The sequence below is a fragment of the Aquimonas sp. genome, assembly GCF_044377145.1.
Taxonomy (GTDB): Bacteria; Pseudomonadota; Gammaproteobacteria; order Xanthomonadales; family Xanthomonadaceae; genus Aquimonas.
This window is the reverse complement of sequence record NZ_JBILJQ010000017.1, coordinates 52487-76246: the sequence shown is the minus strand read 5'-3', so window position 1 is coordinate 76246 and position 23760 is coordinate 52487. Positions and strand designations below refer to the sequence as shown.

Annotated in this window: 24 protein-coding genes; 14 read left to right on the top strand and 10 right to left on the bottom strand. The window is 66.0% G+C overall.

The annotated features are described in order from the left end of the window. Positions 1-328 precede the first annotated feature (328 nt). The 3 genes from ACIQ7H_RS07780 to ACIQ7H_RS07770 all read left to right on the top strand — a co-directional run bounded on the left by ACIQ7H_RS07780 (position 329) and on the right by ACIQ7H_RS07770 (position 3465). Positions 329-1708 (top strand): MFS transporter, encoded by a 1380-nt coding sequence (locus tag ACIQ7H_RS07780; RefSeq protein WP_395790084.1) that lies wholly within the window; start codon positions 329-331, stop codon positions 1706-1708. Between the two features lie 112 nt (positions 1709-1820). Next, a complete protein-coding gene (locus ACIQ7H_RS07775) occupies positions 1821-2840 on the top strand; it encodes a LacI family DNA-binding transcriptional regulator (protein ID WP_395790082.1) in 1020 nt (339 codons plus the stop codon). Between the two features lie 184 nt (positions 2841-3024). Further along, complete coding sequence (locus ACIQ7H_RS07770) at positions 3025-3465, top strand: hypothetical protein (protein ID WP_395790080.1); 441 nt, start codon at positions 3025-3027, stop codon at positions 3463-3465. A gap of 162 nt (positions 3466-3627) precedes the next feature. Here the strand turns inward: ACIQ7H_RS07770 and ACIQ7H_RS07765 are convergent, their stop codons facing one another. Then, complete coding sequence (locus ACIQ7H_RS07765; RefSeq protein ID WP_395790078.1) at positions 3628-4260, bottom strand: glutathione S-transferase family protein; 633 nt, start codon at positions 4258-4260, stop codon at positions 3628-3630. A gap of 96 nt (positions 4261-4356) precedes the next feature. Next, the gene (locus ACIQ7H_RS07760; RefSeq protein ID WP_395790076.1) at positions 4357-5643 is read right to left on the bottom strand and encodes an acetyl-CoA C-acetyltransferase; all 1287 of its coding nucleotides are present in this window, start codon (positions 5641-5643) and stop codon (positions 4357-4359) included. Positions 5644-5774: 131 nt separating this feature from the next. Between ACIQ7H_RS07760 and ACIQ7H_RS07755 the strand changes: the two genes are divergently transcribed. Next, positions 5775-6686: a hypothetical protein gene (locus ACIQ7H_RS07755; RefSeq protein ID WP_395790074.1), complete on the top strand. Its 912-nt coding sequence runs from the start codon at positions 5775-5777 to the stop codon at positions 6684-6686. A gap of 130 nt (positions 6687-6816) precedes the next feature. On the opposite strand, the gene ACIQ7H_RS07750 is transcribed toward ACIQ7H_RS07755, so the two are convergent. Together ACIQ7H_RS07750 and ACIQ7H_RS07745 are read right to left on the bottom strand one after the other, a co-directional pair. Beyond that, complete coding sequence (locus tag ACIQ7H_RS07750) at positions 6817-7347, bottom strand: fasciclin domain-containing protein (protein ID WP_395790072.1); 531 nt, start codon at positions 7345-7347, stop codon at positions 6817-6819. 137 nt (positions 7348-7484) lie between these two features. Beyond that, positions 7485-7946 carry a GNAT family N-acetyltransferase gene (locus ACIQ7H_RS07745; RefSeq protein WP_395790070.1) on the bottom strand — a complete coding sequence of 154 codons (462 nt, stop codon included), beginning with the start codon at positions 7944-7946 and terminating at the stop codon, positions 7485-7487. Between the two features lie 101 nt (positions 7947-8047). Between ACIQ7H_RS07745 and ACIQ7H_RS07740 the strand changes: the two genes are divergently transcribed. The 9 genes from ACIQ7H_RS07740 (at position 8048) to ACIQ7H_RS07700 (ending at position 15498) form a co-directional block, all read left to right on the top strand. Further along, positions 8048-8800, top strand: a complete 753-nt coding sequence (locus ACIQ7H_RS07740; protein ID WP_395790068.1) for a class I SAM-dependent methyltransferase — start codon at positions 8048-8050, stop codon at positions 8798-8800. A gap of 18 nt (positions 8801-8818) precedes the next feature. Next, positions 8819-10015 (top strand): type II secretion system inner membrane protein GspF, encoded by a 1197-nt coding sequence (gspF, locus tag ACIQ7H_RS07735; protein ID WP_395790066.1) that lies wholly within the window; start codon positions 8819-8821, stop codon positions 10013-10015. A gap of 38 nt (positions 10016-10053) precedes the next feature. After that, positions 10054-10737 carry a cell division ATP-binding protein FtsE gene (gene ftsE / locus ACIQ7H_RS07730; protein WP_395790088.1) on the top strand — a complete coding sequence of 228 codons (684 nt, stop codon included), beginning with the start codon at positions 10054-10056 and terminating at the stop codon, positions 10735-10737. 38 nt (positions 10738-10775) lie between these two features. Next, positions 10776-11735 carry a permease-like cell division protein FtsX gene (gene ftsX / locus ACIQ7H_RS07725; protein ID WP_395790086.1) on the top strand — a complete coding sequence of 320 codons (960 nt, stop codon included), beginning with the start codon at positions 10776-10778 and terminating at the stop codon, positions 11733-11735. Between the two features lie 204 nt (positions 11736-11939). Beyond that, a complete protein-coding gene (locus ACIQ7H_RS07720; protein ID WP_395790064.1) occupies positions 11940-12788 on the top strand; it encodes a response regulator in 849 nt (282 codons plus the stop codon). Continuing rightward, the gene (gene ung, locus ACIQ7H_RS07715; protein ID WP_395790062.1) at positions 12785-13501 is read left to right on the top strand and encodes a uracil-DNA glycosylase; all 717 of its coding nucleotides are present in this window, start codon (positions 12785-12787) and stop codon (positions 13499-13501) included. Before ACIQ7H_RS07720 ends, ung begins: the two co-directional genes overlap by 4 nt. A 144-nt stretch (positions 13502-13645) precedes the next feature. After that, on the top strand, positions 13646-14515 hold the full coding sequence (rpoH, locus tag ACIQ7H_RS07710) for an RNA polymerase sigma factor RpoH (RefSeq protein ID WP_395790060.1): 870 nt from the start codon (positions 13646-13648) through the stop codon (positions 14513-14515). Between the two features lie 69 nt (positions 14516-14584). After that, positions 14585-14941 (top strand): 6-carboxytetrahydropterin synthase QueD, encoded by a 357-nt coding sequence (queD, locus tag ACIQ7H_RS07705; RefSeq protein WP_395790058.1) that lies wholly within the window; start codon positions 14585-14587, stop codon positions 14939-14941. Positions 14942-15105: 164 nt separating this feature from the next. Next, the gene (locus ACIQ7H_RS07700; RefSeq protein ID WP_395790056.1) at positions 15106-15498 is read left to right on the top strand and encodes a phasin family protein; all 393 of its coding nucleotides are present in this window, start codon (positions 15106-15108) and stop codon (positions 15496-15498) included. Positions 15499-15731: 233 nt separating this feature from the next. Here ACIQ7H_RS07700 and ACIQ7H_RS07695 read toward each other — a convergent pair whose 3' ends face one another. Beyond that, the gene (locus ACIQ7H_RS07695) at positions 15732-17525 is read right to left on the bottom strand and encodes a potassium/proton antiporter (protein ID WP_395790054.1); all 1794 of its coding nucleotides are present in this window, start codon (positions 17523-17525) and stop codon (positions 15732-15734) included. Positions 17526-17749: 224 nt separating this feature from the next. On the opposite strand from ACIQ7H_RS07695, the gene ACIQ7H_RS07690 reads away from it, so the two are divergent. Beyond that, positions 17750-18166 (top strand): DUF2141 domain-containing protein, encoded by a 417-nt coding sequence (locus ACIQ7H_RS07690; RefSeq protein ID WP_395790052.1) that lies wholly within the window; start codon positions 17750-17752, stop codon positions 18164-18166. Positions 18167-18182: 16 nt separating this feature from the next. Here the strand turns inward: ACIQ7H_RS07690 and ACIQ7H_RS07685 are convergent, their stop codons facing one another. From ACIQ7H_RS07685 to ACIQ7H_RS07665, 5 genes are all read right to left on the bottom strand, one after another. Continuing rightward, positions 18183-19688 carry a YifB family Mg chelatase-like AAA ATPase gene (locus ACIQ7H_RS07685; protein ID WP_395790050.1) on the bottom strand — a complete coding sequence of 502 codons (1506 nt, stop codon included), beginning with the start codon at positions 19686-19688 and terminating at the stop codon, positions 18183-18185. 21 nt (positions 19689-19709) lie between these two features. Further along, entirely contained in the window at positions 19710-19991 is a 282-nt protein-coding gene (locus tag ACIQ7H_RS07680; RefSeq protein ID WP_395790048.1) for an accessory factor UbiK family protein, read from the bottom strand. Positions 19992-20171: 180 nt separating this feature from the next. After that, on the bottom strand, positions 20172-21089 hold the full coding sequence (gene rarD / locus ACIQ7H_RS07675; protein ID WP_395790046.1) for an EamA family transporter RarD: 918 nt from the start codon (positions 21087-21089) through the stop codon (positions 20172-20174). Positions 21090-21309: 220 nt separating this feature from the next. Further along, positions 21310-22491 carry an ABC transporter permease gene (locus ACIQ7H_RS07670; protein WP_395790044.1) on the bottom strand — a complete coding sequence of 394 codons (1182 nt, stop codon included), beginning with the start codon at positions 22489-22491 and terminating at the stop codon, positions 21310-21312. Then, entirely contained in the window at positions 22488-23714 is a 1227-nt protein-coding gene (locus ACIQ7H_RS07665; RefSeq protein WP_395790043.1) for an ABC transporter permease, read from the bottom strand. The genes ACIQ7H_RS07670 and ACIQ7H_RS07665 overlap by 4 nt, the downstream gene beginning before the upstream one ends. Positions 23715-23760: the final 46 nt, after the last annotated feature.

Sequence of the window (23760 nt, the reverse complement as noted above, 5' to 3'; positions counted from 1 at the left end):
TGCGAGCGCACATGCGCCCGCCACCGCCACGCCTCCGAACACGCCATCGACCGGTCCTCCGTTGGGGAAACCGGAGACGGTCGGGAGAATCAGGTAAGGAAGGTAGGTGAGGTGGGCGGACGCTTACCGTACTCTGAGCAGCTCACGCCTCGGCAGTCGAATGTGATCGCTGATCTGGCAAGGGCGCGGTGCCTCACGTGCGCGGATAACGGGATGCACGGCGTGCTCGATGGCCGCGCGCTAATTCAAGGTCGACGAAAGCCGGGCGGTACGGCAAAGTCCGGTGCCCGCACTATCGCGCACCCGCACTCTCCGAAGGTGGATCGGCATGGCGGCAGCTCAAGCGGCAAGCGAAGCAGACGCACTGCCGCTCAAGCGCTTCCTGGGCTATGGCTTGGGCGATTTCGCATTCAACTTCTACTGGCTGCCACTGCAGGTATTCCTGCTCAAGTACTACACCGACGTACTGGGGCTCGACAGCGGCACAGCCGGCCTGATCACCATGGTCTGTCTGCTCTGGGACGGTCTGGTCGACCCTTACGTGGGTCTGCTGGCAAGCCGCACCCGCTCACGCTTCGGGCGCTATCGGCCGTACATGTTGTTCGGCAGCGTACCGCTTGCGGCGAGCTTCTGTCTGGTGTTCCTTCCGGTCGATTTCGAGGGGCCTGGACTGGTGGCTTATGCACTGGCAACCCAGCTCTTGTTCCGCACCGCCTATGCGGCAGTCAATATTCCGTACGGGGCGATGATGGCCTCGATGACCCGCAATTCGATGGAGCGCAACTGGCTGGCTGGCGTGCGGATGTTGTTCGCCTTTGCCGGCTCGGCGGTAGTGGGGTACCTAACGCCGCGGTTGGTGATGCAGGTCGGCGTCGTACACCCGCAGGCGGCGCACTTCATCGCCGCCGTGATCTTGTCCGGCGTGGCGAGCGTGGTCCTGTTCGCTTGTTTCGCCAGTACTGCCGAACCGAGACGCTTCGAGAACGTCGCGCAGCGCTCGCTACCGTTGCGCGACGTTCTGGGCATGATCCTAAGCAATCGCCCGTTTCTGCAGGTCGCTGGCGGTATCGCGCTGTTCGGCTTCGCGAACACGGTGCACATGGCGAGTGTGGCGTACTACGTGCAGTACGTGTTGGAACAGGACGACAGCGTGACCGGCAGCCTGGTGGGTTTGATTCCCTTCGTGCAGATGCTGGCGATCCTGCCCTGGACCGTGCTCAGTCGCTGGCTTGGCAAGCGGACGGCCTGGATTGCAGGTCTGCTGCTGGCGGCCGTGGCCTTGCTGGCCTTGCTGTTGATAGAACGCCCCGGCGTGCCTGAAGTGTTCGCGCTGGCAGCGCTGGCAGCGCTGGCCTCGCTGGGCTACGCGGCGATTGCGGTGAACTTCTGGTCGATGGTGCCGGACACCGTAGAGTTCGGCGAGTGGCGCTCAGGGATTCGCGCCGAGGGTTTTGTGTTCGGTCTGATGACCTTGATCCAGAAGGCCGCGCTGGGCGCTTCGTCAGCCTTTGTCGGCTTGTACCTGGGCTGGGTCGGCTATGTGCCGAATGTCGCCCAGGCTGAATCGACTCGCGACGGTTTGAAGTATCTGCTGAGCGTTGTGCCTGCGTGCGGCCTGCTGGCGTCCTGCGCTGTCCTGCTTTTCTATCGGCTGAACGCGCAGACGCATGCGCAGCTGGTCCGGGATATCGAAGCGCGGGCGTCGTAGGGGCTGGGCTGATGTGGTTCTCGTCCGTCGCGGAATCCAGACAATCCATGCGATCACCTGCGCCTAGAATCGATCATGGTCGGCGCCTGTTGGCCCAGGAGTGCAAGGCGGCATGAACAGAGCAATCATTGATGATGTCGCGGCCGCGGCCGGGGTCTCCATCAAGACCGTGTCGCGGGTGGTCAACCGTGAACCCCGGGTACGACCCGAAACCCGCGCGCGCGTCGAAGCCGCGATTGCCAGTCTCAACTACCGTCCGCGCATGTCGGCGCGTGGCCTGGCTGGCAATCGAAGCTATATGCTCGGCCTCATCTATGGTCGGCCCGGCGCCCATTACGTGCTCGACATTCAGGAGGGCATCCTCGAGGTGTGCCGCAGCTTGGGCTATGAACTGGTGATCCACCCGGCCGATATCCACGACGTCGCCTTGTCCGGCGAGGTGGAAGAGCTGATTCTCAACAAGCGCATCGATGGCGTACTGCTGTCACCGCCGATATCAGACCACCTCGGCATCATTGATCTTCTTCACGCTGCCGAGATCCCGCTGGTGCGCATCGCGCCGACCGCGCATAAGCAGGCCCACCCCTTCGTTGAGACGAATGATCTTGAGGCGGCGCTGGCGCTCACGCGTTGCCTGATCGAACACGGTCACCGCAGGATCGCATTCATCACCGGGCATCCCGACCACCGCGCGATCGGCCTGCGCTACGAGGGCTACAGGCAGGCCTTGGCAGAAGCCAGCATCGCCGTTCGCGACGACTGGGTCATCGATGGCGACTTGCGTTTCGATTCCGGTGAGCGCGCAGGACGTCAACTACTGGCGCTGGTGGAACCACCGACGGCAGTTTTTGCCGCGAATGACGAGATGGCGGGCGGCGTCATCAAGGCTGCGCATGCGCTGGGGCTGCGGATTCCCGACCAGCTGTCGGTGGTCGGCTTCGACGACGCGCCGATCTCGCGCCAGCTCTGGCCGTCGCTCACCACCATCCGGCAGCCGATCCGCGACATGGCCAGAACCGCCACCCGACTGTTGTTGGGGCAGCTGCGTTCCGAGGATATCTCCGAGCTGCTCAGCCTTCACCCCGCAGAGATCGTCCTCCGTGAGTCGGTGGCCGCGCCTCGGCAGGCGTGAGGTGGGCCGGCGGAGTTTGGCAGGGTCGCGAGCCGGCGACCGGCAGTGGCACGCGCTGTGCATAGCGTGATGCCAGACACGTTCCGGTCACCGCTGCCGATGCCTCGCGTGTCGCTGCCTCGACCCGAACCGCTGGTTTGGAATCGGCGCTTGTCCCGTTGTCCACACCCATCCGGAGCCCACGATGCGCGCCATTTCCCTGCTGAAGCCTGCCCTGATCGCGTTCGCCCTGGCTGCGTCAGCCAGCGCGGTCGCAAACGAGTACGAAGCCGTCGTTCAAGCCCAGCTGGAAGCGATCAAGGGAGTGGCCCAAGGCGAAGGCTTTCGTCGGGCCTTTGACGACCACTACGACCTGCTTGGCAACCAGGCCAATGACGAGTACACCTTCGAGCTGAACTCCGGGCGCGAGTACTTCATCGCCTCGGTCTGCGACCAGGATTGCTCGGACATCGATCTGAAGCTCTATGACGAGAACAACAACGTGATCGCCGAGGATGCCACCGAGGACGACGCGCCGATCGTCAAGGTCACGCCGCGCTGGAGCGGCAAGTTCCGGCTGGAAGTGACCATGTTCAACTGCAGCAGTGCACCCTGCTACTACGGCATCACGGTGATGGGCCGCTGAAAGCGGCCGCGCGGCAACGGCCCTGACCCGTTCCTCGGGCAGGGCCCGAATTCATCGGCCTGAATCTGTCCACGAGCCCCGCGGCGCGTTGGCAACGCGTGCCAGCGCCAACGCATGCTGCTAAGGGATTCGGGATTCGGGATTCGAGTGTCGGGATGAGGCCTAAGCCCACTCGCTCAACTGTTCGCGTGCATACAAAGTGCGGAAGGTTGGGCGCGCCTTCATGCGCTCGGCCAGCGCCCGCAGGTGCGGCCACTCGGTGGCAGGCCGCGGCATGTTCCGCGACCAGCGCATCAGCATGGTCAGATGAAAATCAGCCGCGCTGATCGTGGCACCGAGCAGAAACGGGCCGTGCGCGGCGAGATGGGCTTCGATTCGATCCCAGCAGGCTTCGACGCGCACGCGGGCGCAGGTCTTCGCGGCCTCGGCGGTGGCTTCACCGGCAGCCTCGGCCGGATAGAACCAGTGCCGGAACGCCGGCTGCAGGGTGTTGGCCAGATGCAGCAGCCACTGGTAGTAGTGCCCCCGCTGCACCGTGCCGGGCGCGGGCGCCAGCGCGGCTTCGGGATGAGCATCTGCGAGATGCATGACGATCGCCGCGGCTTCCGTCAGCGGCTCACCGTCGACCAGCAGGGTCGGTACCAGACCGTTGGGATTGATCGCCAGATACTCGGGGCGCTTGTGTTCGCCTGCCGCAAGATCGAGTGCGTGCAGCTGATGCGGTGCGTCGAGTTCAATCAGCAGCCAGTGCACCACCATGCTGGCGGTGCCGGGGGCGTAGTAGAGGGTGTACATGCGCGGATCCAGCCGTGTGGGGGCGTGAGCATAGCTCGGCGGCGCGGCCGCTCTGCGGCCGAACGCCGCGCTTGCACTGCACGGACTTTGCCCGGATCAGCGCTCGACAATCGCAGTCACGCCCATGCCACCCGCGGTGCAGACCGAGATCAGGCCGCGGCCGCTGCCCTTCTCTTCCAGCAGCTTGGCCAGGGTGGCGACAATGCGCGCGCCGGTGGCCGCGAAAGGATGCCCGACGGCCAGCGAACTGCCGACCACATTCAGCTTGGCCGGGTCGATGCTGCCCAGCGCCGCGTCCAGGCCCAGCTTGTCGCGGCAGAAGCTCTCGCTTTCCCAAGCGCGCAAGGTGCACAACACCTGCGCGGCAAAGGCTTCGTGGATCTCGTAGAAGTCAAAATCCTGCAGGCTCAGGCCGTGACGCTTGAGCATCTGCGGTACCGCCCAGGCCGGCGCCTTCAGCAGGCCTTCGCCGTGCACGAAGTCGACTGCGGCGACCTGCGCATCGACCAGCCATGCCTGCACCTTCAAGCCGCGTGAGTCGACCCATTCCTGCGTGCCCAGCAGCACAGCCGAGGCGCCGTCCGTGAGCGGCGTCGAGTTGCCAGCGGTCAGCGTGCCGCGCCCGCTGAGCTTGTCGAACGCCGGCTTCAGCGTCGCCAGCTTCTCGATGGAGGAGTCGGGCCGCAGGATGTTGTCGCGGGTGACGCCGCGGAACGGCACCACCAGATCATCGAAGAAGCCGCGCTCGTAGGCCGCGGCGGCCTTGTGATGCGAGGCGGCCGCCAGCGCGTCCTGATCGGCGCGGGCGATCGCCCATTCCTGTGCCATCAGCTCGCAATGCTGGCCCATGCTCTTGCCGGTCCGCGGCTCGCCCACGCCGGGAAACTCGGGCTTGAGCTCGCGCGGCGAAAAGCCGCGAAACGCGCGCAGGCGGTCGCCGGCCGAGCGCGCCATGTTGGCGTCCAGCAGGCGGCGACGCAGCGGGCGGCTGACATTGATCGGAACGTCCGAGGTGGTGTCGGAACCGCCGCCGACTCCGGACTCGATCTGTCCGAGTGCGATCTTGTTGGCAACGTGGATCAGGGTGTCTAGGCTGGTGCCGCAGGCGCGCTGCAGGGTGATACCCGGCGTCGCCGGCGACAGGCCTGAGGACAGCGTCGCCTCGCGGCCGAGGTTCCAGTCAGAGGAGTGCTTCAGCACCGCGCCCAGTGCGACTTCGCCCAGCTGGGCACCATGCAGGCCGAATCGTTCCACCAGGGCGCCCAAGGTGCGGATCGACATGCCGAGGTTGCCGACGTCCGCATAGGCGGTGTTGTTGCGGCAGAAAGGAATGCGAACGCCGCCGATGATGCCGACGGGGCGGACAGAACGGGGGCTGGTCATGCGTTTCATGCCGTCATCTTGGTCGAGCGCCCGATAATAGCGCAGCGATTCCGAGCGAAAACTTTAGCGGCGCGGCGATTTCGGCCGCCGCCGCACCGACCGTACCGCCCTGCAACCCTGGAACCGGACCCATGAGCATCGACGAAAGCCTCAGTTGTTTTGGCGCACTTGCTCTGGAGGTCAGCCCCCGCGTCGCCGACGCCGACGGTCCGGTGCAGTTCGAGCTGGGCAATGAAACACTGGAACGCGCCGCCGCGGCACCGCTGCTTGAGCCGATCCTGATCGACCTGCAGCGCCTGCTGCCTGGTGCGGACAGCCTTGACCTGGGTCTGGCGATGGCGAGCTTTGATCCGGCCGAACTGTTGCGCCCGGGCTGGCCGGTGTTCACCACCCTGGCCGATCTGCTGATCGGCGCGCCAGGCGAGCGTGCCCAAGCGCGTGTGGTGAGCTTGAGTGCCAGCGAAGGGCGGATGCCAGCGGCTGGCCTGCAGCCAGACCGCAGTCTGCGCGGTGGTCCGCTGCGACTGCTTCCATTCGTGTTGCGCGGCGGCGCCGAGCAGGTCAATGCAGTGGGTCGCCAGATGGAGTCCGAACTGATGGAAAAGGGTATGGCTGCGGCTGCCACCGCGCTGGCGGCTCAGTCCGCCTTCGGACTGCAGCTGGAACATGCGCGCTATCTGAGCTTGCACGACCTGTGCGCGATGACCGCGATGCAGTACGAGCACGCCGGCCTCGCGCCGGTATGGCGTTTGCTGGAGGCGGCATTGTTCGCGCCGGCCAGCGCGGAGTGGGTGGAGGAGGCGGGCGAGCCGCCCGCTCTCTATGCCGGCGGCCAGGTTGGTATCGGTATCCAGTCGCCCGAGCAGCTGCTGCCGGCGGCCGAAGCCGCAGGCATATCGGCCGCGAACATGCACAGACTGCGTCAGTTGCGCGCGAGCCAGTGGCGGGCGGTGCTGGCGGCGCACGGTGTCGCTGCCCAGTGCATCGAGTTGACTGGCGCCGACACCGAAGGCGAGCTGCGGGCTGCGTTGCAGCGGCACTGAGCTGTGTGCAGAGTGCCTGCCGAGAACTCCGGTTCTGGCCGGAGGCTGCTGCCATCCAGCTTTGTTCCACCCAACAGCAAAAAGCCCCGGACAGATTGTCCGGGGCTTTCCCATCAACTGACTCTGTCGCTTACGGCAGGATGACGGTGTCGATCACGTGGATCACGCCATTGCTGCCGACGATGTCCGTCGCAGTGACAGTCGAGCCGTTGATCTTGACGCCGTCGCTTGCATCAACGGTCAGAGTCTTGCCGTTGACCGTCGGTGCGGACGTCAGGCCCACCACATCGGCGGCCATAACCTTACCGGGCACCACGTGGTAGGTGAGGATCGCGACCAACTGATCTTTGTTCTCGGGCTTGAGCAGGTTCTCAACGGTGCCGGCCGGCAGCTTGGCGAAGGCTGCATTGGTCGGCGCAAACACGGTGAACGGACCCGCGCCGCTCAGGGTTTCAGCCAAGCCGGCGGCCTGCACGGCGGCCACCAGGGTGGAGAAATCAGGGTTGGCCGCTGCGATCTCGACCACGGTCTGCTCTTTCTTCGCATCGCTTTGATCAGCGAAGGCGATGGGAGCAATCAGAAGGGCGGCGGCAATCAGCACGAGACGTTTGAACATGGGGAGCTCCAGAGGCAGGGTGGGTTGCACGCGGCGGCTGCGCATCAGCCGGCTCGACGTGGAGCGCAGTCTGCGTGGCCGTCCGTTCAGTGACTGTCGTTTTCCGGTGAGCCTGATCTTGATTGATGCGAAGGCGTCGCCCACACCTGTGGACGACCAATGAGCAAGCGCTCACGGGTCCTTCATGTGCGCGTGCGGGTTTCAAACATGCGGTAGTGGGTTTCCTCCAGCCCAAGGGCGACATAGGTGTTCTGGGCATGAACGTTGTCGCGCTCGACGTACAGACGCAGGCCGCAGACTTCCGGATCGGCGCGTGCCTCGTTGGCGACGCTGCGGTAGAGCGCAGCGAACACGCCCCGTCGCCGCCAGTCCGGCCGGATGTAGACACTCTGTATCCACCACCAGTCGCCGCAGCGCCAATCGCTCCACTCGCGGGTCAGCATCAGGGTGCCGATCACACTGCCATCGGCGACGGCGACCCGGTAGCGTCCGCGCGCTGGATCGGCCAGCAGGGCGGCGACGCCGGCGCGCAGACGTTCGGAGTCGAGCGCCAGGGTCTCGGTTTCGAGCGCCATTGCCGCATTGAACTCGACGATGGCATCCAGATCCTGCGGATCGGCGGGACGAAGGCTGAAGCCGGGCATGAGCGGTACTCCGGAGCGGTTGGCTGAAGCCTGCAGTCTGCCAGCGGCTTGCGCCGACCGAGTAGCGGGCTTGGCCGCCGCAGGCTGCTAGACTGCCGCGCATGTTCAAAGACCATTTCTCAGCCCAGGCCGATCTGTACGCGGCGGCGCGCCCCAACTATCCCCCGGCACTGTTCGACTGGCTGGCATCGCTGCCGGGCGAGCGCGAGCTGGCTTGGGATGTCGGCTGCGGCAACGGTCAATCGGCCCTGCAATTGGCGCAGCGCTTCGAGCGCGTGATCGCGACCGACCCCAGCGCTGCCCAGGTCGCGCTGGCGCAGACCCAGGCCAATGTTGACTACCGGGTCGAGCCGGCCGAGCTGCCCTCACTGCCCGTGGGCAGCGTGGATCTGATCACGGTCGCTCAGGCCTTGCATTGGTTCGATCTGGACGCATTCTTCGCGGCCGCCTATGGCGTGCTGCGCAGCGACGGCGTGATCGCGGTCTGGTGCTACGGCAGCAGTGAGGTCTCGCCCGAGGTCGATCGCGTGTTCCTCAACCTCTACCGCGACATCCTCGGCACCTACTGGCCGGCGGAGCGACGCCACGTGGAGAACGGCTACAAGGATCTGGCGTTTCCATTCACCGCGATCGAGGCGCCCGAGTTCGCGATCGAGCTGGACCTGCGTCTGGCTGACTACCTCGACTACCTGCGCAGCTGGTCGGCCAGCCAGGCCTATCTGCGCAAGACCGGCGAAGACCCGGTGCTGCAGATCGAGGCCGAGATGAGCGCGGCCTGGGGTGATAGCGATCAGGTTCGGCGCGTGCGCTGGCCGATCCATCTGAAGGCCGGTCGGCCGCTGCCTGCGGACTGATCCCGGGCCTGCCCGCCGATGCCTGCCTTCGAGTACAGCGCGCTCGACGCCAGCGGCCGCCGCAGTCGCGGCGTGCTGCAGGCGGACACCGCGCGCGCCGCACGCGCACAGTTGCGCGAGCGGGGCCTGAACCCGCTCAGCGTCGACGAAGCCACCTCCAGCCCTGCCGCAGGCGGCGCCCGCAGTTTGCGTAGCAGCCAGCGCGCCCTGTTGATGCGCCAGCTGGCGACCCTGGTGGCCTCGGGCCTGCCCATCGACGAGTCATTGGCTGCGCTCGCCGAGGGTAGCGAAGGCCGTCTTCGCACCCAAGTGATGGCGCTGCGGGCGAGGGTGCTTGAGGGCAGCGCGCTGGCCGCGGCCATGGCCGAGTATCCGGGTTCGTTTCCTGCGCTGTACCGCGCCTCGGTGGCGGCTGGCGAAGCGGCCGGCAAGCTAGATGGCATCCTGCTGCGTCTGGCGGACTATGCCGAGTCGCGCGATGCACTCGCGAATCGGGTGCTGCTGGCGTTGATCTATCCGTTGCTGCTGTCGACCGTGGCGATCGCGGTCGTCAGCGGCCTGATGGTGTGGGTGGTACCGCAGGTCATCGGTGTGTTCAGCCAGTTCGGTCAGGCGCTGCCGCTGCCGACGCGGATGCTGATGGCGCTGTCGGCTTTGGTGCAGGACTACGGTCTGTGGATGCTGATCGGCGTGGTGGCAGCGGTTATCGCAGCGGCTCTGGCGCTGCGGCAGCCGCATCTGCGCGCACGGCTCGATGCCTTGAGCCTGCGCATCCCGGTCTGGGGCCGGCTCGCGCGCGCGCTGGATACGGCCCGTTTCGCGCGCACGCTGGCCTTGCTGACCGGCGCCGCGGTACCGCTGCTGGATGCGCTCACGATTTCAGGTCAGGTGGTGCAGAACCAGTTGCTGCGCACCTCGTTGGCGCAGGCCGCGCTGCGTGTGCGTGAGGGCCAGGGCCTGGCGCGCGCGTTGGCAGACAGCGGCCAGTTTCCGCCGGTGGCAGTGCGCCTGATTGCCAGCGGCGAGCGCAGTGGTCGGCTCGACGCAATGCTGGGCGAGGCGGCGCAGCATCAGGAGCGTGAGCTCGACACCGCCTTGGGTATTGCAATGGCGGCCCTGGGGCCGGGTGTGATCCTGCTGGTGGGCGGGCTGGTGCTGTTCGTGGTGCTGGCAATACTCTTGCCGATCTTCCAGATCAACAGCCTGATCCGCTGATGGCCACTGCCGCCCGCGCGCCAACACCTGAGTCCGCCCTGCCGCTGCTGCGTTTCGATGCGGTCAGCAAGCTCTACCCGGGCGGACATGAGGCCTTGAGCGGGCTGAGCTTCGATCTGGAGCGCGGCGAGATGGTGTTCGTCACCGGCCATTCCGGCGCCGGCAAGAGCACCTTGCTGCGGCTGATCCATCGGGCCGAGCGCGCCAGCCGTGGCGCGGTCCTGTTCGAGGGGCGCAATCTGGGCCAGCTCAGCGTGCGCGAGGTGCCGTATGCGCGCCGCCGCATTGGCATGGTGTTCCAGGATCACCGCCTGCTGGTGGACCGCAGCCTGTTCGACAACGTCGCCCTGCCGCTGCTGATTGCGGGCGTCGCCCGTGCCGAAATCGAGCGCCGGGTGCGCACTGCGCTGGAGCGGGTGGGCCTGCTGGCGCGCGAACGCAGTCTGCCGCTGGCGCTCTCCGCGGGCGAACAGCAGCGGGTGGGTATCGCTCGCGCGATCGTTGCGCAGCCGCCGCTTCTGCTGGCGGACGAGCCCACCGGCAACCTGGACCCGCAGTTGGCCGAGGACATCATGCGGTTGTTCTCCGAGCTGCCTGCCCAGGGCACGGCGGTACTGGTGGCAAGCCATGATCTGCATCTGGTACGCCGATTGGGCAAGCGCGTGCTGGTGCTCGACCACGGCCGGCTGGCCGATGACTTCCGTCCGCAGGTGCGGGCGTGAGCCGCGGCAACCGCCGACGCCATCCTGTCGCAGCCGCGGTGGCGCGTCCTGCGCCGGGGCGTGGCGGAGTGCGTGCACGTCTGCGCAATTGGCGTGACCTCCATCTATACAGCCTGGTGTCCAGCCTGGGTCGTCTTGCCAAGCGGCCGTTTGCGACCGGGCTTACGGTCGGCGTGATGGCTGTAGCGCTGGTATTGCCGCTGGCGCTGGGCCTGCTCCTGGGCAACCTGCAGCGCCTCTCGGGCGTGGTTGAACAGGCGCGCGAGATCGGCGTATTCCTGAAAATCGAGCTCGATTCCAGCGCAATCGATACCGCGCTGGCCGCCGCGCGCGATTTGCCGTGGGTTGACTCGGTCGGCCTGCGGACACCTGAGCAGGGACTGCAGGAATTCCGCCGCTATGCCGGTTTCGGCGAGGCGCTGGATCTGCTGGAGGACAACCCGATCCCGGCGGTGCTGGAAGTGGTTCCAGTAGCCACGGCGTCGACCGAGGCACTGGTTGCTGCGCTGGAGGCACTCCCGCAGGTCGAACTGGTGCAGCACGACGCTCTGTGGCGCGTGCGCCTGGACGGCTGGCTGGCGTTGGGGCAGCGTTTCACCCTGGTTCTGAGTGCGCTGCTGGTGGTCGGCGCCGTGCTGGTGGTTGGCAATACGGTACGCCTGGATATCCAGGGCCGCGCCGAAGAAATCGCGGTCATTCAATTGTTGGGCGGCACGACCGGATTCGTGCGACGGCCGTTTCTGTATCTCGGTGCCTGGTATGGCCTGCTGGCGGGCGCGCTTGCCCTGGCGGTGTTGCTCGCCCTGCTGGGCGGCCTGAAAACGCCGGTCGATGCGGTCGACGCGAGCTACGACAGCGGTTTCCGCCTGTCCGGATTCAGTATGCTCGACGCCCTGGGGGTGGTGCTGGGCTCGGCGGCACTGGGCTGGCTCGGCGCTTTTCTGGCCGTTGGCCACCACGTGCGGCAGGGGCAACCGGGGAGTGCGGTAGATGATTGATGGAATCGAGTACCTAGCAGCCTGTCGGACTTTGCTTGGCCGGGCTGCAACCTCGCCTGCGCGGGCCATTTTTTTGTCGATCGTTGTCCAAGAGAGCCCGCTATTGGCCTGCGAATCGTCGAAAAACTGTCCTCGCGCAGTCGAGTATTCGCCTCGCCCCCCAAAGCCCGGCAGGCTGCCGGGGCGGATCGTCGGGAGTCGCGCATGAGCGGCGCCAGCATCACCCGTCATATCAGTTCCGAAACGCCGCGAGTGATGGTGGTGGATGGTTCTCGCGTGGTGCGCCGGCTGATCGAGCAGGTGCTGACCAAGGAGCTGCCGGGTGTGACTGTGATTTCCTGCGAGACCGGCGCCGAAGCGCAGGCGGCACTGCAGGGCGGGGTGATCGATCTGGTCACGACTGCGCTGCGTCTGTCCGACATGGACGGCCAGCAACTGGCGCGCTATGTGCGTGAGCATGCGCCGCAGGCCTTTATCCCGATCATCGTCGTCTCTGGCGATGTCAACGAGCGGCTGGTCGGGCGCAGCTTCAGTGATGACGTCACCGACTACTTCGACAAATCCCTGGGCTTCGCTGCCCTTGGCGCCTTCATCCGCGGCTATGTGCGCCCGGAGGATGAGATCGGCGGGGAAGTTCTGTACGTTGAAGACAGCAAGGTGGTCGCGGTCGCCACCCGGCGCATGCTGGAGAAGCACGGCTTGAAGGTGACCCACGTGGTCAGCGTCGAGGACGGCCTCGCCCTGTTGGAGCAGTACGCGGCCGAAGGCCGGGTCCCGGGGCCGGATATCCTGCTGACCGACGTTTACTTGAAAGGCGGCATGACCGGTCACGATCTGCTTGAGCATGTCCGTGGCCGCTTTGCATACGGCAAGGCGCAGCTGCCGATTCTGGTGATGACCGGCGACGACAATCCCGCCAATCAGTCGTCCCTGCTGAAGGCGGGCGCGAATGATCTGGTCGAAAAGCCCATTGAAGAGCGCCTGCTGGTTACCAAGCTGCTGTTTCAGCTGCGGGTTGGCAGGATCATGCGGCAGAAGGTGGGCGTGACGTGAGCCCGGAGCTTGAGCGGGTGCGTCTGCATCCCTCGTGGAAGGCCCGGTTGGCAGAGGCGTTGAGCAGTCCGCAGATGCAGGTGCTGCGCGCGTTTCTGCTGCAGCAGCGCGAGAAGGGCGTGCGCACATATCCACCGGCCAGTCAGATCTTCGCCGCTCTGGACTGCACGCCCTTCGAGGACGTGAAAGTCGTGATCCTTGGACAGGACCCGTACCACGGGCCGGGGCAGGCGCACGGGCTCAGCTTTTCGGTGCCGCCCGGAGTGCCGGTGCCGCCCTCGCTGGCCAATGTTTTCGCAGAGATCAAGCGTGATCTTGGCCATGAACCGCCGGGCCATGGCTGTCTGCAGGCGTGGGCAGAACGTGGCGTGTTGCTGCTGAATGCGGTGCTGACGGTGGAAGCCGGACGTGCAGGCGCTCATCAGGGCAAAGGCTGGGAGGCCTTTACCGACGCGGTCATCCAGAGCTTGAGCAGCGAGCGCGAAGGCCTGGTGTTCATGCTCTGGGGCAGCTACGCGCAGGCCAAGGGCCGGGTCATCGATCGCAATCGCCACGCGATCCTGAAAGCACCGCACCCCTCGCCGCTGTCGGCCTATCGAGGCTTCGTCGGTTGCGGCCATTTCTCGGCCGCCAATCGCTATTTGCAGGGCGGTGGCGGCGCGCCGATCGACTGGTCGCTGCCGCGGTTTGCAGACTCGGCAGGGCGCCCTTGAAATCCATCTGCAGCGTCTCCAACTGGCACTGACGCCTGGTCGCGGTCCCGGAGTTGCATGGCGTGTTCGACCCCAAAGGATGGGGAACGCGGAACTTCACCTGCGGTTTAGCACTCTCAAGGGTAGACTGCTAAAGTTCCGACCATGGAGATGAAAATGACGCACGCTCTGGTGGCCAACAACCTCCCGATCCCTTTCGCGATTGGTTCCCTTGACGCCTACATCGGCACGGTGAACCGCATCCCGGTGCTTACCGTAGAAGAAGAGCAGGAGCTCTCGCGCCGCTTCCTGGCCGAAGAGAGCTTGGAGTCTGCGCGCAAGCTGGTGCTGTCGCACCTGCGGTTCGTGGTGCACGTCGCCCGCGGCTACAACGGCTACGGTCTTCAGCTGTCCGACCTTATCCAGGAAGGCAATATCGGCCTGATGAAGGCGGTCAAGCGTTTCGACCCCGATCAGGGCGTTCGCTTGGTCTCGTTTGCGGTCCATTGGATCCGCGCCGAGATGCACGAGTTCATCCTGCGCAACTGGCGCATCGTCAAGGTTGCGACCACGAAGGCGCAGCGCAAGCTGTTCTTCAACCTGCGCAAGAGCAAGCGCCGCCTCGGTTGGATGAACCATGAAGAAGTGCAGACGATCGCGCGCGACCTGAACGTGCCGGCGTCCGAAGTGCTTGAGATGGAAGCGCGCCTGCAAGGTCAGGACATCGGCTTCGATGCGCCCTCGGACAACGACGACGATGCGCGACCAGCGCCGGTCGCTTATCTGGAGCAGCACGGCGCTGATCCATCGCTGCAGTATGCGGCGGATGACGAAGAAGAGAATCGCCTCGAGATCCTCCGCGAAGGTCTCGCCAGTTTGGACGCGCGCTCACGCGACATTGTCAAGCGTCGCTGGCTGGGTGACGGCAAGATCACCCTGCAGGAGCTGGCTGACGAGTACGGCGTATCCGCTGAGCGGATTCGCCAGGTTGAGGCCGCGGCGATGAAGAAGATGAAGGGCCTGTTCGCAGCGTAAGCTGGGATCTTTGGCGTGTTCAGCGGGCCTCGCCAAGCGGCGGGGCCCGCTTCGTTTGCGGAGGCGGCAATGGAAATCTTCAAGGTGTTCACGCTGGAAGCAGCGCATCGTCTGCCCAAGGTGCCGGCGGGTCACAAGTGCGCGCGCCTGCACGGGCATAGTTTCCGCATCGAGATTCACGTCGAAGGCACGCCCGACCCGGAGACGGGCTGGTTGATGGACTTTGCCGACATCAAGGCAGCCTTCCTGCCGATCTACGACCAGCTCGACCACCACTACCTGAACGACGTCCCCGGGCTCGAGAACCCCACCAGCGAGCGCTTGGCGCAGTGGATCTGGCAGCAGCTGAAGCCGCGTCTGCCCGAACTGTCGCAGGTGGTGGTGCACGAAACCTGCACCTCCGGCTGCCGCTACCGCGGAGAGTAGGCCTGTACGCCGGGGTACGGAGATCATCGCGCGCACCCTCTGTCAATCATTTCAATGAACTGCAGATAAACCGCAGAATCTGGGTCGTCGGTAGAATGTTGCATCGCAACATGAGGTCGGGATAGGATTCTCGGCACCCCAACCGCTCAGCCCAGGAGTGCGCCATGTTCGATCAGATCAATGCCCAGTTCAGCCAATTCACCAAGCAGCTGACCGAGTCCGCGCTGCGCGCGAACGCGATCGCCGTCGAGCACTTCGAGACCCTCGCCGCCCTGCAGGTCAAGGCGCTTGAGGGTCGCGTGAGCGCCGCAACCGCATTTGCCACCGAAGCCGGTGAAGTGCGTGACCTCGAAGCCGCCAAGGCATTCCTGCCGAAGAGCATCAGCTTCGTGAAGGATGCTTCCGAGCACCTGATCGCTGTCGGCCAGGAACTGGTAGCGCAGAACCTCAAGACCTCGGAAGCCCTGGCTGGTCTGGCCAAGGCCAATTACGACGTCGCCAGTGAAGTGGTTGCCCGCCCGGCTGTCAAAGTGGCGACCAAGGCGAAGGCTGCCTGATTTTCTGAATCAAGTGGCGCGCATCGCGCGTCACTTGAGTCTTGCAGGCGGCCTCGCTGCCAGCAGACGCACGTCGCGGACAACCTCCCTCCCTGTCTGCGACGTTTTTTGAAACCGGCAGTCCCACGTGGCTGCCGGTTTTTTTGTGTCCGGGCGGTAGCGTCGAGATGGGCATGTGATTCTGCTCCCGAGCCGCTATCTGGCCGGATCTGCCACCGTGCGATCGGCGTTTTCTAGGGCGCCCCGCTGCGTGGGCGCAGCCGGTGCAGCAGGCCGCGCATACGACCGACGCGGGTGCCCAGCTTGATTCGCGTGCTGCGGAATTTCAGGCCGACTCGGCTGACCCGGTCATCCAGCAGATCGCGCACCACCAGCCGTGCCTCGCCGATCTCCAGTACATCGCCGATCTGCGGCTGATCGTCGTAGCGTTCGGCGAACAGCTCGGCGGCGCTGCGCGTCTGCAGTCGCAGGCTGAGCTTCAAGCCATAGAAGTCGGCCAGCGGCCCCAGCGGCACATCGCCCGGCAGCGTGAACTCGCCGAACAGCTCGCGTTCCGCCTCGCGGGCTTCGCTGGCTTCGGCAAACAGCCAGTCCAGACGAATGACCCGGCCGGGCGGCGCCAGGTAGTAGGCGTAGTCTTCAGCCTGCAGTCGGCCCGCATCGTCCGGCGTGATCACCACGCCCTCGCGCACCACCAGCACCGGGCGAGCCCAGCCGGGAAGCCCGCCGCGGCCCTTGATCATGGCGCAGTCGGGGGCAACCCGATAGCCAACCATTTCGTGCTCCAACTGGCCCGGCAGGTCGAGTTCGACTCGCCGCGAAGGCGCGTCGCGGCGCGGCACCGCGACCTTCAGCTGGAAGGCGGCCCAGCTCAGAGTCCAGCCCTGGATCAGCAATGACGACAGCACCACCACGAAACCGACGTTGAAGTACAGCTGGGCGTCCGGTAGGCCGACCAGCATCGGCACCGAGGCCAGGAAGATGCCGACCGCGCCGCGCAAGCCGACCCAGGACACGAACACCACCTCGCGCCGGGGGAAGCCGAATAGCAGCAGGCTCAAGCCCACTGCGACGGGTCGAGCGACGAACATCAGGAACGCGGCAATGCCAAGTGCGGGCAGGGCCGCATCCAGCAGTCGCGAGGGCGTAACCAGCAGGCCGAGCACGAGGAACATCAGCATCTGCGCCAGCCAGGTCGCGGCGTCCTGCACGCTGAGCACATTTGCGAAGGCACGCACCGGTCGATTGCCTACCACCAGGCCGGCGATGTAGACAGCCAAGAACCCGCTGCCTCCAGTCAGGTTGGTCAAAGGCACCAGGGCGATCGCCGCACTTACCGCCAGCAGCGGGTGCAAGCCGGCTGGCAGATCGAGCCGGTTCAGCGCGCGCGCAAGCAGAAGGCCACCAAGCACGCCAGCCAAAGCACCGAATCCAACCTGTTGAAGCAGGTCGATCATCAGACTGCGAGGGTCGATCGCGCTTGGCACCATGGCCAACCCAACCAGCAGCAGCGTCAGAAAGATCGCCATCGGGTCATTGCTGCCGGACTCGATCTCCAGGGTGGCGCCGACCCGACGCTGCAGATGCAGCCCGTTCGAACGCAGCAGGAAAAACACCGCAGCGGCGTCGGTACTGGCCACGATGGCGCCGATCAGCAGCGCTGGAATCCATTCGAGCCCGAGGATGTAGCGAGCCGCCAGGCCAGTGAGGGCTGCCGTTATCAGGACACCCGCGGTGGCCAGGGTGGCCGCGGGCGCCAGCGCGCCGCGCACTTGCGAAAGCCGAGTGCGCAGTCCGCCGTCGAACAGGATGATCGCCAGCGCAACCGAGCCCAGCGCGTAGGTGAACTTGTAGTTGTTGAAGGCTATGCCGCCGGGCCCCTCTTCGCCGGCCAGCATGCCGATGATCAGGAAGATCAGCAGCAATGGCGCACCGAAGCGCGTTGCGATCAGGCTGGACAGGATGCCCGCCAGCAAAAGGAAGCCCAGGGCCAGCATCCAGAGATCATTGGCCAGCAGGCTTTCCATAGCTCCATCCCGAGGTCGCGACGTTCAGACTCGCGGTCGGACCAAGCCGAAGTCAACAGCAAATTTGGCATCGACCACACTCCGCCGAACGGTGCTTTATTGCAGGGCTGCAGCAAGCCCGCTACTTTTGAAGCGTTGAAGTTGCGCCAACGGATCTGCGGGGACACGCAGAGCGGCTGTGCGTGAACTGGCCGGGGGGCAGAATCAGGGGAATGAAGGCGGACATGAAGCATATGCATTGGAACGGATTGGGGCTGCTGGCCGCCTTGATCCTGGCTGCCGCTCCGGCGCGTGCGGCCGAGCTGATCGTTGAAATCACCGGGCTGAACACCGGCGAGGGAAAAGTCGTGATGGAGCTGTTCGGCAGCCGCGCAGGGTTTCCACGCCAATCCAGCTACCGGCTTGAGGCGGATATAGTTGAAGGTACAGCCCGCGCCGAGTTCAAGGATCTTGGCCCGAGCGACTACGTCGTGCATGCCTGGCATGACATCAACGGCGATGGCGAGCTGGACCGTGGCTTCGGTGCCGAGCCCTTCGGTTTTTCCAACGGCCTGCGCGATCGCCGTCCGAGTTGGGAAGAGGCGAGGGTCAGTCTCGGCATCGATCCGCTGGTGGTGCGGATCGACCTGGCCGGCGATTGAGCCACTGGGCGCGAGCTCAGCCGCGCCGGTCCATGCGGCGGTAGCCAATTGCTTCAGCGATATGCGCGCTGCCAATCGCCTGCCCACCCGCAAGGTCGGCGATGGTCCGTGCCACGCGCAGGATGCGCTGGCTCGCGCGGGCCGACAGCTGCAGCCGTTCGACCGCACGTTCCAGCAGCAATTGATCCGGCATCGCCAGCCGGCAATGGGCGTTCAGCTCGGTCTGACCCAACGCTGAGTTGAGCCGCCCAGCGCGTTGCAGCTGGCGCTCGCGCGCGGCCTGCACGCGAGCGCGCACGCATGCGCTGGATTCGCCGGGCGCTGCATCGGGGCGCAGTTCGATCGCTTGTACCCGCGGGACTTCAATCTGCAGGTCGATGCGATCCAGTAGCGGGCCCGAGATCCGGCTGCGGTAACGACCGACCTGCTCGGCGCTGCAATGACAGCGGCCGGATGGATCGCCGGCCCAGCCGCAGGGGCAGGGGTTCATCGCGGCAACCAGCTGAAAGCGCGCCGGAAATTCGGCTTGGCGCGCGGCGCGCGATATGGTGATGTGACCAGACTCCAGCGGCTCGCGCAGCACCTCCAGCACGCGCCGATCCCACTCAGGCAGCTCATCGAGAAACAGCACACCGTGATGGGCGAGGCTGATTTCGCCAGGTCGCGGATGTGAGCCACCACCCACCAGAGCGACGCCGCTGGCGGTGTGGTGCGGCTGACGGTACGGCGGCACGCGCCAGCGGGTGGGGTCGATACGGGTTTGTCCGACCGAGGCGACTGCTGCGACTTCCAGCGCTGCGGCTTCGTCGAGCGGCGGCAGGATGCCCGGCAGGCGCTGCGCCAGCATCGACTTGCCACTGCCGGGCGGGCCGCACATCAGCAGGTTGTGGCCGCCCGCGGCGGCGATCTCCAGAGCCCGTCGGGCCAGGGGCTGACCGCGCACATCGGACAGATCCGGGCCCTCGAACACGATGATATTCTCGGTCGGCAGCAGCGCACGTTCCAGCGTCGACTGCCCGCGCAGAAACGCGCACACCTCCAGCAGGCTGGTCGCGGTGAGGGCGCTGCCGTCGGAGACCAGCGCGGCTTCGTGACCATTGTCGTGCGGCAGAATCATCGAGCGGCCGGCGCGCCCCGCCGCCAGCACCGCGGGCAAGGCACCATCGACTCCCCGCAGCGCGCCAGTCAATGCCAGCTCGCCTAGGAACTCGTGCGTCTCCAATGCCTTGGCCGGCAGCTGACCGGAGGCGGCGAGAATGCCGAGCGCGATCGGCAGGTCAAATCTGCCGCCGTCCTTGGGCAGGTCGGCGGGTGCGAGGTTGATCGTGATGCGCCGCTGCGGCAACTCGAACTGACCGCAGATCAAGGCAGCGCGTACGCGGTCGCGGCTTTCCTTCACGGCAGTCTCGGGCAGGCCAACGATCGACATGCCCGGCAGACCACCCGACAAATGGACCTCGACCTGCACCGGCGGCGCGCTCACGCCGTACTGCGCGCGGCTGTGAACCACGGCCAGTGCCATCTGCGTAGGGGTCCTGAGGAATCAATTGCGAGCGTGCGGCGGCGATTGGCTCGCCTGCGCGTCGATACGCGCTTCCAGATCGCCCAGCACGCGTTCGAGCAGGGCCAGCTTCTCGCGGGTGCGCAGCAGCACCGCGCGCTGCACGTCGAACTCTTCGCGGGTGACCAGATCAAGCTTGCTGAAACCCGAGTGCAGCACGGCGCGGAAATTCTTCTCGACGTCGGTGCGGGCGTCTTCCAGCCCCGGGGGCAGCAGTTCGCTGAGGCGGTGAGCAAGATCATCGAGAGCTTTCAGGCGGATCATCGTGCGTCCTTGATGTGCGGGTGTCGGGCCAGTCTAGGCGCCGGCCAGCGACTCGGAACTAGGCGAATTGCCCGTCTAGGGGTAAGAGATTTCTTACCCCTGATTCGTCCAATGGATTGTCTCAGCTGCCGCGTGCGCGCCAACCCCCTGTTCAGGGCGTCCAGCGGGCGGGTCGGCCAACTAGCTTGCCGGCACCACGGCCATGCCGCGCCGGCGCTGCTGCCGCCAGCCTTCGGCCGCGTACACCACCAGCGCCAGCCAGATCAGGCCAAAGCCGATCGCCTGGACTGAGCTGAAGGCTTCTCCGAACACGAAGATCCCGAGCAGGAACTGCATGCTCGGGCCGATGTACTGGAGGATGCCGAGCATCGAGTACGGAATGCGGCGGGCGCCGAAGGCGAACGCGATCAGCGGTACGGCCGTGAGCGCGCCGCCGGTAATCAGCAGTGCATCGGTGCCCCAGTGGCCGTGGAAGATCGCACCACCGCCGGCTTGCTCGGCCCACCACAGCCAAGCCAGCGCCGGCAGGAAAAGCAGCACGCTCTCCACGCCGAGACCGGGGATCGACTCCACGGCGACCTGTTTGCGGATCAAGCCGTACAGCGCGAACGAACCGGCCAAGCCGAGCGCGATCCACGGCGGGCGATCCTGCTGCAGGCTGAGCCACAGCACCCCGGCCGCTGCGAGCGCCACCGCCAGCCACTGCGCGCGCCGCAGACGCTCGCCGAGCACCGCGACGCCGATCAATACGTTCACGAGTGGGTTGATGAAATAGCCGAGGCTGGATTCCAGCACGTGGCCGCTGTTCACCGCCCAGATGTAGAGCAGCCAGTTGACGCTGATCAGCAGGCTGCTGAGGCTCAGCATCCATGCGGCGCGCGGCTGGCGCAGTGCGCGGCTGAGCCAGCCCAGGCCTTGATCCCAGCACAGCCAGGCGACTACGAACACGGTGCACCAGACGATGCGGTGGGCGACGATCTCGAACGCCGGAACGTGCTTCAGCAGCGCCCAGTACAGTGGGAACACGCCCCAGATCACGAATGCGGCGATCGCGGCCGCAAGGCCTTTGCGATCGATGGGGGCAGGCTGGGTGGTCAAGGGTGGCTCGCGAGCAGGCGGCGTGCGCGGAATCAGTCGCCGCAGGCGGAGACGGGCACGTCAGGAGGGGCGTGAAGTATGGCGGCGCTTGTGTGAATGGCCGTTCAGTCGCGACAGTCGGAAATGGACCGGCGGGCCGCATTGGGCGACCGTGCCTGCAGGGACCTCGCGCTCGACGTCTGCGCAGCAGTCTGATCCGGTCCGCACCCTTGCCCGTGCCTCAGCCCCCGCGCAGCGCCGCTGTGACAGGCAGCCGCGCTGCACGCAGGGCCGGCGCCAATCCCCCTAGGAAGCCGATCAGCAGCGCGATCACCAGGCCGGTCAAGACCAGCCCAGGCGTGACCGCGAACTGGAACGCGACCTGGGTGAAGCCGCCGCCGAGCGTGCTGACTGCGTAGCCGTTGAAGGCGAGGTAAGCGACTGCCGCACCGAGCAGGCCGCCGAGCAGGGACAGCAGCAGGGCTTCAGCCATCACCGAGGTGACCACTGGCAGCGCGCCGAAGCCGAGCGCGCGCAGGGTGCCGATTTCCTGGGTGCGGGCCGACACCGCCGAGTACATCGTGTTGAGCGCCCCGAACACCGCGCCGATGCCCATGATGAAGGCGACGAAGCCGGCCAGTCCGCCGATCGTCGCGGTCAGGTTGCCGCTCTGGCCGGCGAAGTAGGCGTCCTGCAGGCGCACGTCGACGTCAAGCTGAGGATCGGTAGTCAGGCGCTTCTCCATCGCCTCCAGACCGTCGACGCTGCGCAGCCGCGCCAGTACCGTCGACACACCGGTGCGGGCAAACGCGCTTTGCGCGGTTTCGCGGTCGGTCCACAGCTCGCTGTCGTAGGCGCCGCCGCTTTCGAAATGCCCAACGATCGTCCAGTCCGAGCCGCGAAAGCGCAGCACGCGTCCAACCTCAAGGCCTTGAAACTGACGCGCGGCGCCGGCGCCCACCATGAGCTCCTGGACGCCCAGGCGGAAGCGTCGCCCTTCCAGCAGTTTGTACTTCGGCCGCAGCTCGAAGCCGACCGGCTCCAGCCCGCGCAGGCTGACGTTGGCGCCGCTGTCCTGGCCTGGGCGCGGCACCTCGGTAATCGCCACCAGTTCGCCGGAGGCCAGCGGCAGGCCGTCGGCGCCGCGGGCGATGGCCGGGTCCTGCTTGATCAGGGTCATGCCGGCAATGCTGATGCCGCTGGAAATCTCGCCTTGGCTGCCGCCGCGGCTGATCACGACCTGATCCGGCTCGCCGGTGCTGCCGAGGGTCTGGCCCAGGCCGGCCGACATCGACAGCAGGGCGACCAGCACGCCGACCACGCCGGCAATACCGATCACGATCACCAGTGAAGCGGCCAGGCGATCCGGAATCGAGCGCAGGTTCATCAAGGTGACCTCGCGGACTTGCGTCATCCGGCTCATGCGCGCACCTCCTCATTGCGGCCGCTGAATGCGCCGACCAGCCGGCGCAGCACGCGCTCCAACGCGGATTCGTCGGTGCGTCCTGCGAGCGCGTCGACGATCTTCAGGCGGCGCGCGGTCAGCGCTGGCGGCAGGCCGACCGCCAAGGTCAGCACCACCACACTGGCCGCCGCGATCAGCCACACCCGCAGGTCGGCGCGCACCGGGAACTCCGGCGGAACGATGCCGGTGGCCGCGCTCGCCAGCAGCATCCCGAGCAGGGCGCCGAGCAGGCAGAGCATCAGCGCTTCTGCCAGCACCAGCAGCATCACCTGGCGATCGGTGAAGCCCAGGCACTTCAGCACCGCCAGCTCGGGAATCCGCTCGCGAACCGCTTGGCTCATCGCGACGCCGGTCAGGAACAGGATCGAGAAGAACACCGCGCCGGTGATCAGGTTGACGATCAGGCCGATGTCGCCCAGCTGGCGGATGAAGCCGAGCTGGAACTCGGATTCCTTCTGGGTTTTGGTTTCGTCCGAAGAGTTCTCGAACTTGGCATCGATCACGCTGGCGATGCGGTCGGACTGCTCGGGGTCGGCGATCCGCACCACGAAGATCCCGGCCAGGCCCTTGCCGTTGGCACGCGCCTCGTCGAACTGGCCGTAGTTCAGGTACATCAGGTTGGCGCGCTCGGACCAGTCCTCGTTGACGCCATCGAAGATGCCGACTACGCGCCACTCCCAGCTGTTGCCGCCGGTGGTCTTCTGCCAGATGAAGCTGTTCAGCGGCACGATGTCGCCGACCTTCCAGCCGTACTGGTTGGCCAGATTGCGACCGACGATCGTGCCGTCCTGGGTGCTGATGAAGCGGCGCCAGCTGTCTTCGTCCATCACCCATTCGGGATAGGTGTCGCGCAGCCGCTGCGGATTGACCGCGAACTGCGGAAAGAAGCCGCGCCCGTCCTGGTACTGGCCGCCGAAGAACTGCGAGTGATTGACCGCGGAAACGCCCGGCACGGCCTCGATCTGCGGCAGAAAGCGCATCGGCAGGGCGGTTGTGAAACTGACGCTGGCCTGGGTGATCAGGCGGCTGGCGCCGAGAAAATCGGCCGCACCGGAAAACAGTGAGTTCACCGACTGCAGCAGGCCGAGCAGGCTGAACGCCGCGATCAGCGAGGCCAGGGTCAGGAAGGTCCGCAGCTTCTTGCGGAACAGGCCGGCGAAGATCAAACCGAGGTACTTCACGGTGGCGGCATTCCTCGGTGGTGAATTCAGGGAGCGGTGGTGGGGT

What these genes read in the sequence shown, in the direction of transcription:
- ACIQ7H_RS07780 (WP_395790084.1), top strand. Translation starts at nt 329, where the DNA reads ATGGCGGCAGCTCAAGCGGCAAGCGAAGCAGACGCACTGCCGCTCAAG.
- ACIQ7H_RS07775 (WP_395790082.1), top strand. Translation starts at nt 1,821, where the DNA reads ATGAACAGAGCAATCATTGATGATGTCGCGGCCGCGGCCGGGGTCTCC.
- ACIQ7H_RS07770 (WP_395790080.1), top strand. Translation starts at nt 3,025, where the DNA reads ATGCGCGCCATTTCCCTGCTGAAGCCTGCCCTGATCGCGTTCGCCCTG.
- ACIQ7H_RS07765 (WP_395790078.1), bottom strand. Translation starts at nt 4,260, where the DNA reads ATGTACACCCTCTACTACGCCCCCGGCACCGCCAGCATGGTGGTGCAC.
- ACIQ7H_RS07760 (WP_395790076.1), bottom strand. Translation starts at nt 5,643, where the DNA reads ATGACCAGCCCCCGTTCTGTCCGCCCCGTCGGCATCATCGGCGGCGTT.
- ACIQ7H_RS07755 (WP_395790074.1), top strand. Translation starts at nt 5,775, where the DNA reads ATGAGCATCGACGAAAGCCTCAGTTGTTTTGGCGCACTTGCTCTGGAG.
- ACIQ7H_RS07750 (WP_395790072.1), bottom strand. Translation starts at nt 7,347, where the DNA reads ATGCGCAGCCGCCGCGTGCAACCCACCCTGCCTCTGGAGCTCCCCATG.
- ACIQ7H_RS07745 (WP_395790070.1), bottom strand. Translation starts at nt 7,946, where the DNA reads ATGCCCGGCTTCAGCCTTCGTCCCGCCGATCCGCAGGATCTGGATGCC.
- ACIQ7H_RS07740 (WP_395790068.1), top strand. Translation starts at nt 8,048, where the DNA reads ATGTTCAAAGACCATTTCTCAGCCCAGGCCGATCTGTACGCGGCGGCG.
- gspF (WP_395790066.1), top strand. Translation starts at nt 8,819, where the DNA reads ATGCCTGCCTTCGAGTACAGCGCGCTCGACGCCAGCGGCCGCCGCAGT.
- ACIQ7H_RS07720 (WP_395790064.1), top strand. Translation starts at nt 11,940, where the DNA reads ATGAGCGGCGCCAGCATCACCCGTCATATCAGTTCCGAAACGCCGCGA.
- rpoH (WP_395790060.1), top strand. Translation starts at nt 13,646, where the DNA reads ATGGAGATGAAAATGACGCACGCTCTGGTGGCCAACAACCTCCCGATC.
- queD (WP_395790058.1), top strand. Translation starts at nt 14,585, where the DNA reads ATGGAAATCTTCAAGGTGTTCACGCTGGAAGCAGCGCATCGTCTGCCC.
- ACIQ7H_RS07700 (WP_395790056.1), top strand. Translation starts at nt 15,106, where the DNA reads ATGTTCGATCAGATCAATGCCCAGTTCAGCCAATTCACCAAGCAGCTG.
- ACIQ7H_RS07695 (WP_395790054.1), bottom strand. Translation starts at nt 17,525, where the DNA reads ATGGAAAGCCTGCTGGCCAATGATCTCTGGATGCTGGCCCTGGGCTTC.
- ACIQ7H_RS07690 (WP_395790052.1), top strand. Translation starts at nt 17,750, where the DNA reads ATGAAGCATATGCATTGGAACGGATTGGGGCTGCTGGCCGCCTTGATC.
- ACIQ7H_RS07685 (WP_395790050.1), bottom strand. Translation starts at nt 19,688, where the DNA reads ATGGCACTGGCCGTGGTTCACAGCCGCGCGCAGTACGGCGTGAGCGCG.
- ACIQ7H_RS07680 (WP_395790048.1), bottom strand. Translation starts at nt 19,991, where the DNA reads ATGATCCGCCTGAAAGCTCTCGATGATCTTGCTCACCGCCTCAGCGAA.
- ACIQ7H_RS07670 (WP_395790044.1), bottom strand. Translation starts at nt 22,491, where the DNA reads ATGAGCCGGATGACGCAAGTCCGCGAGGTCACCTTGATGAACCTGCGC.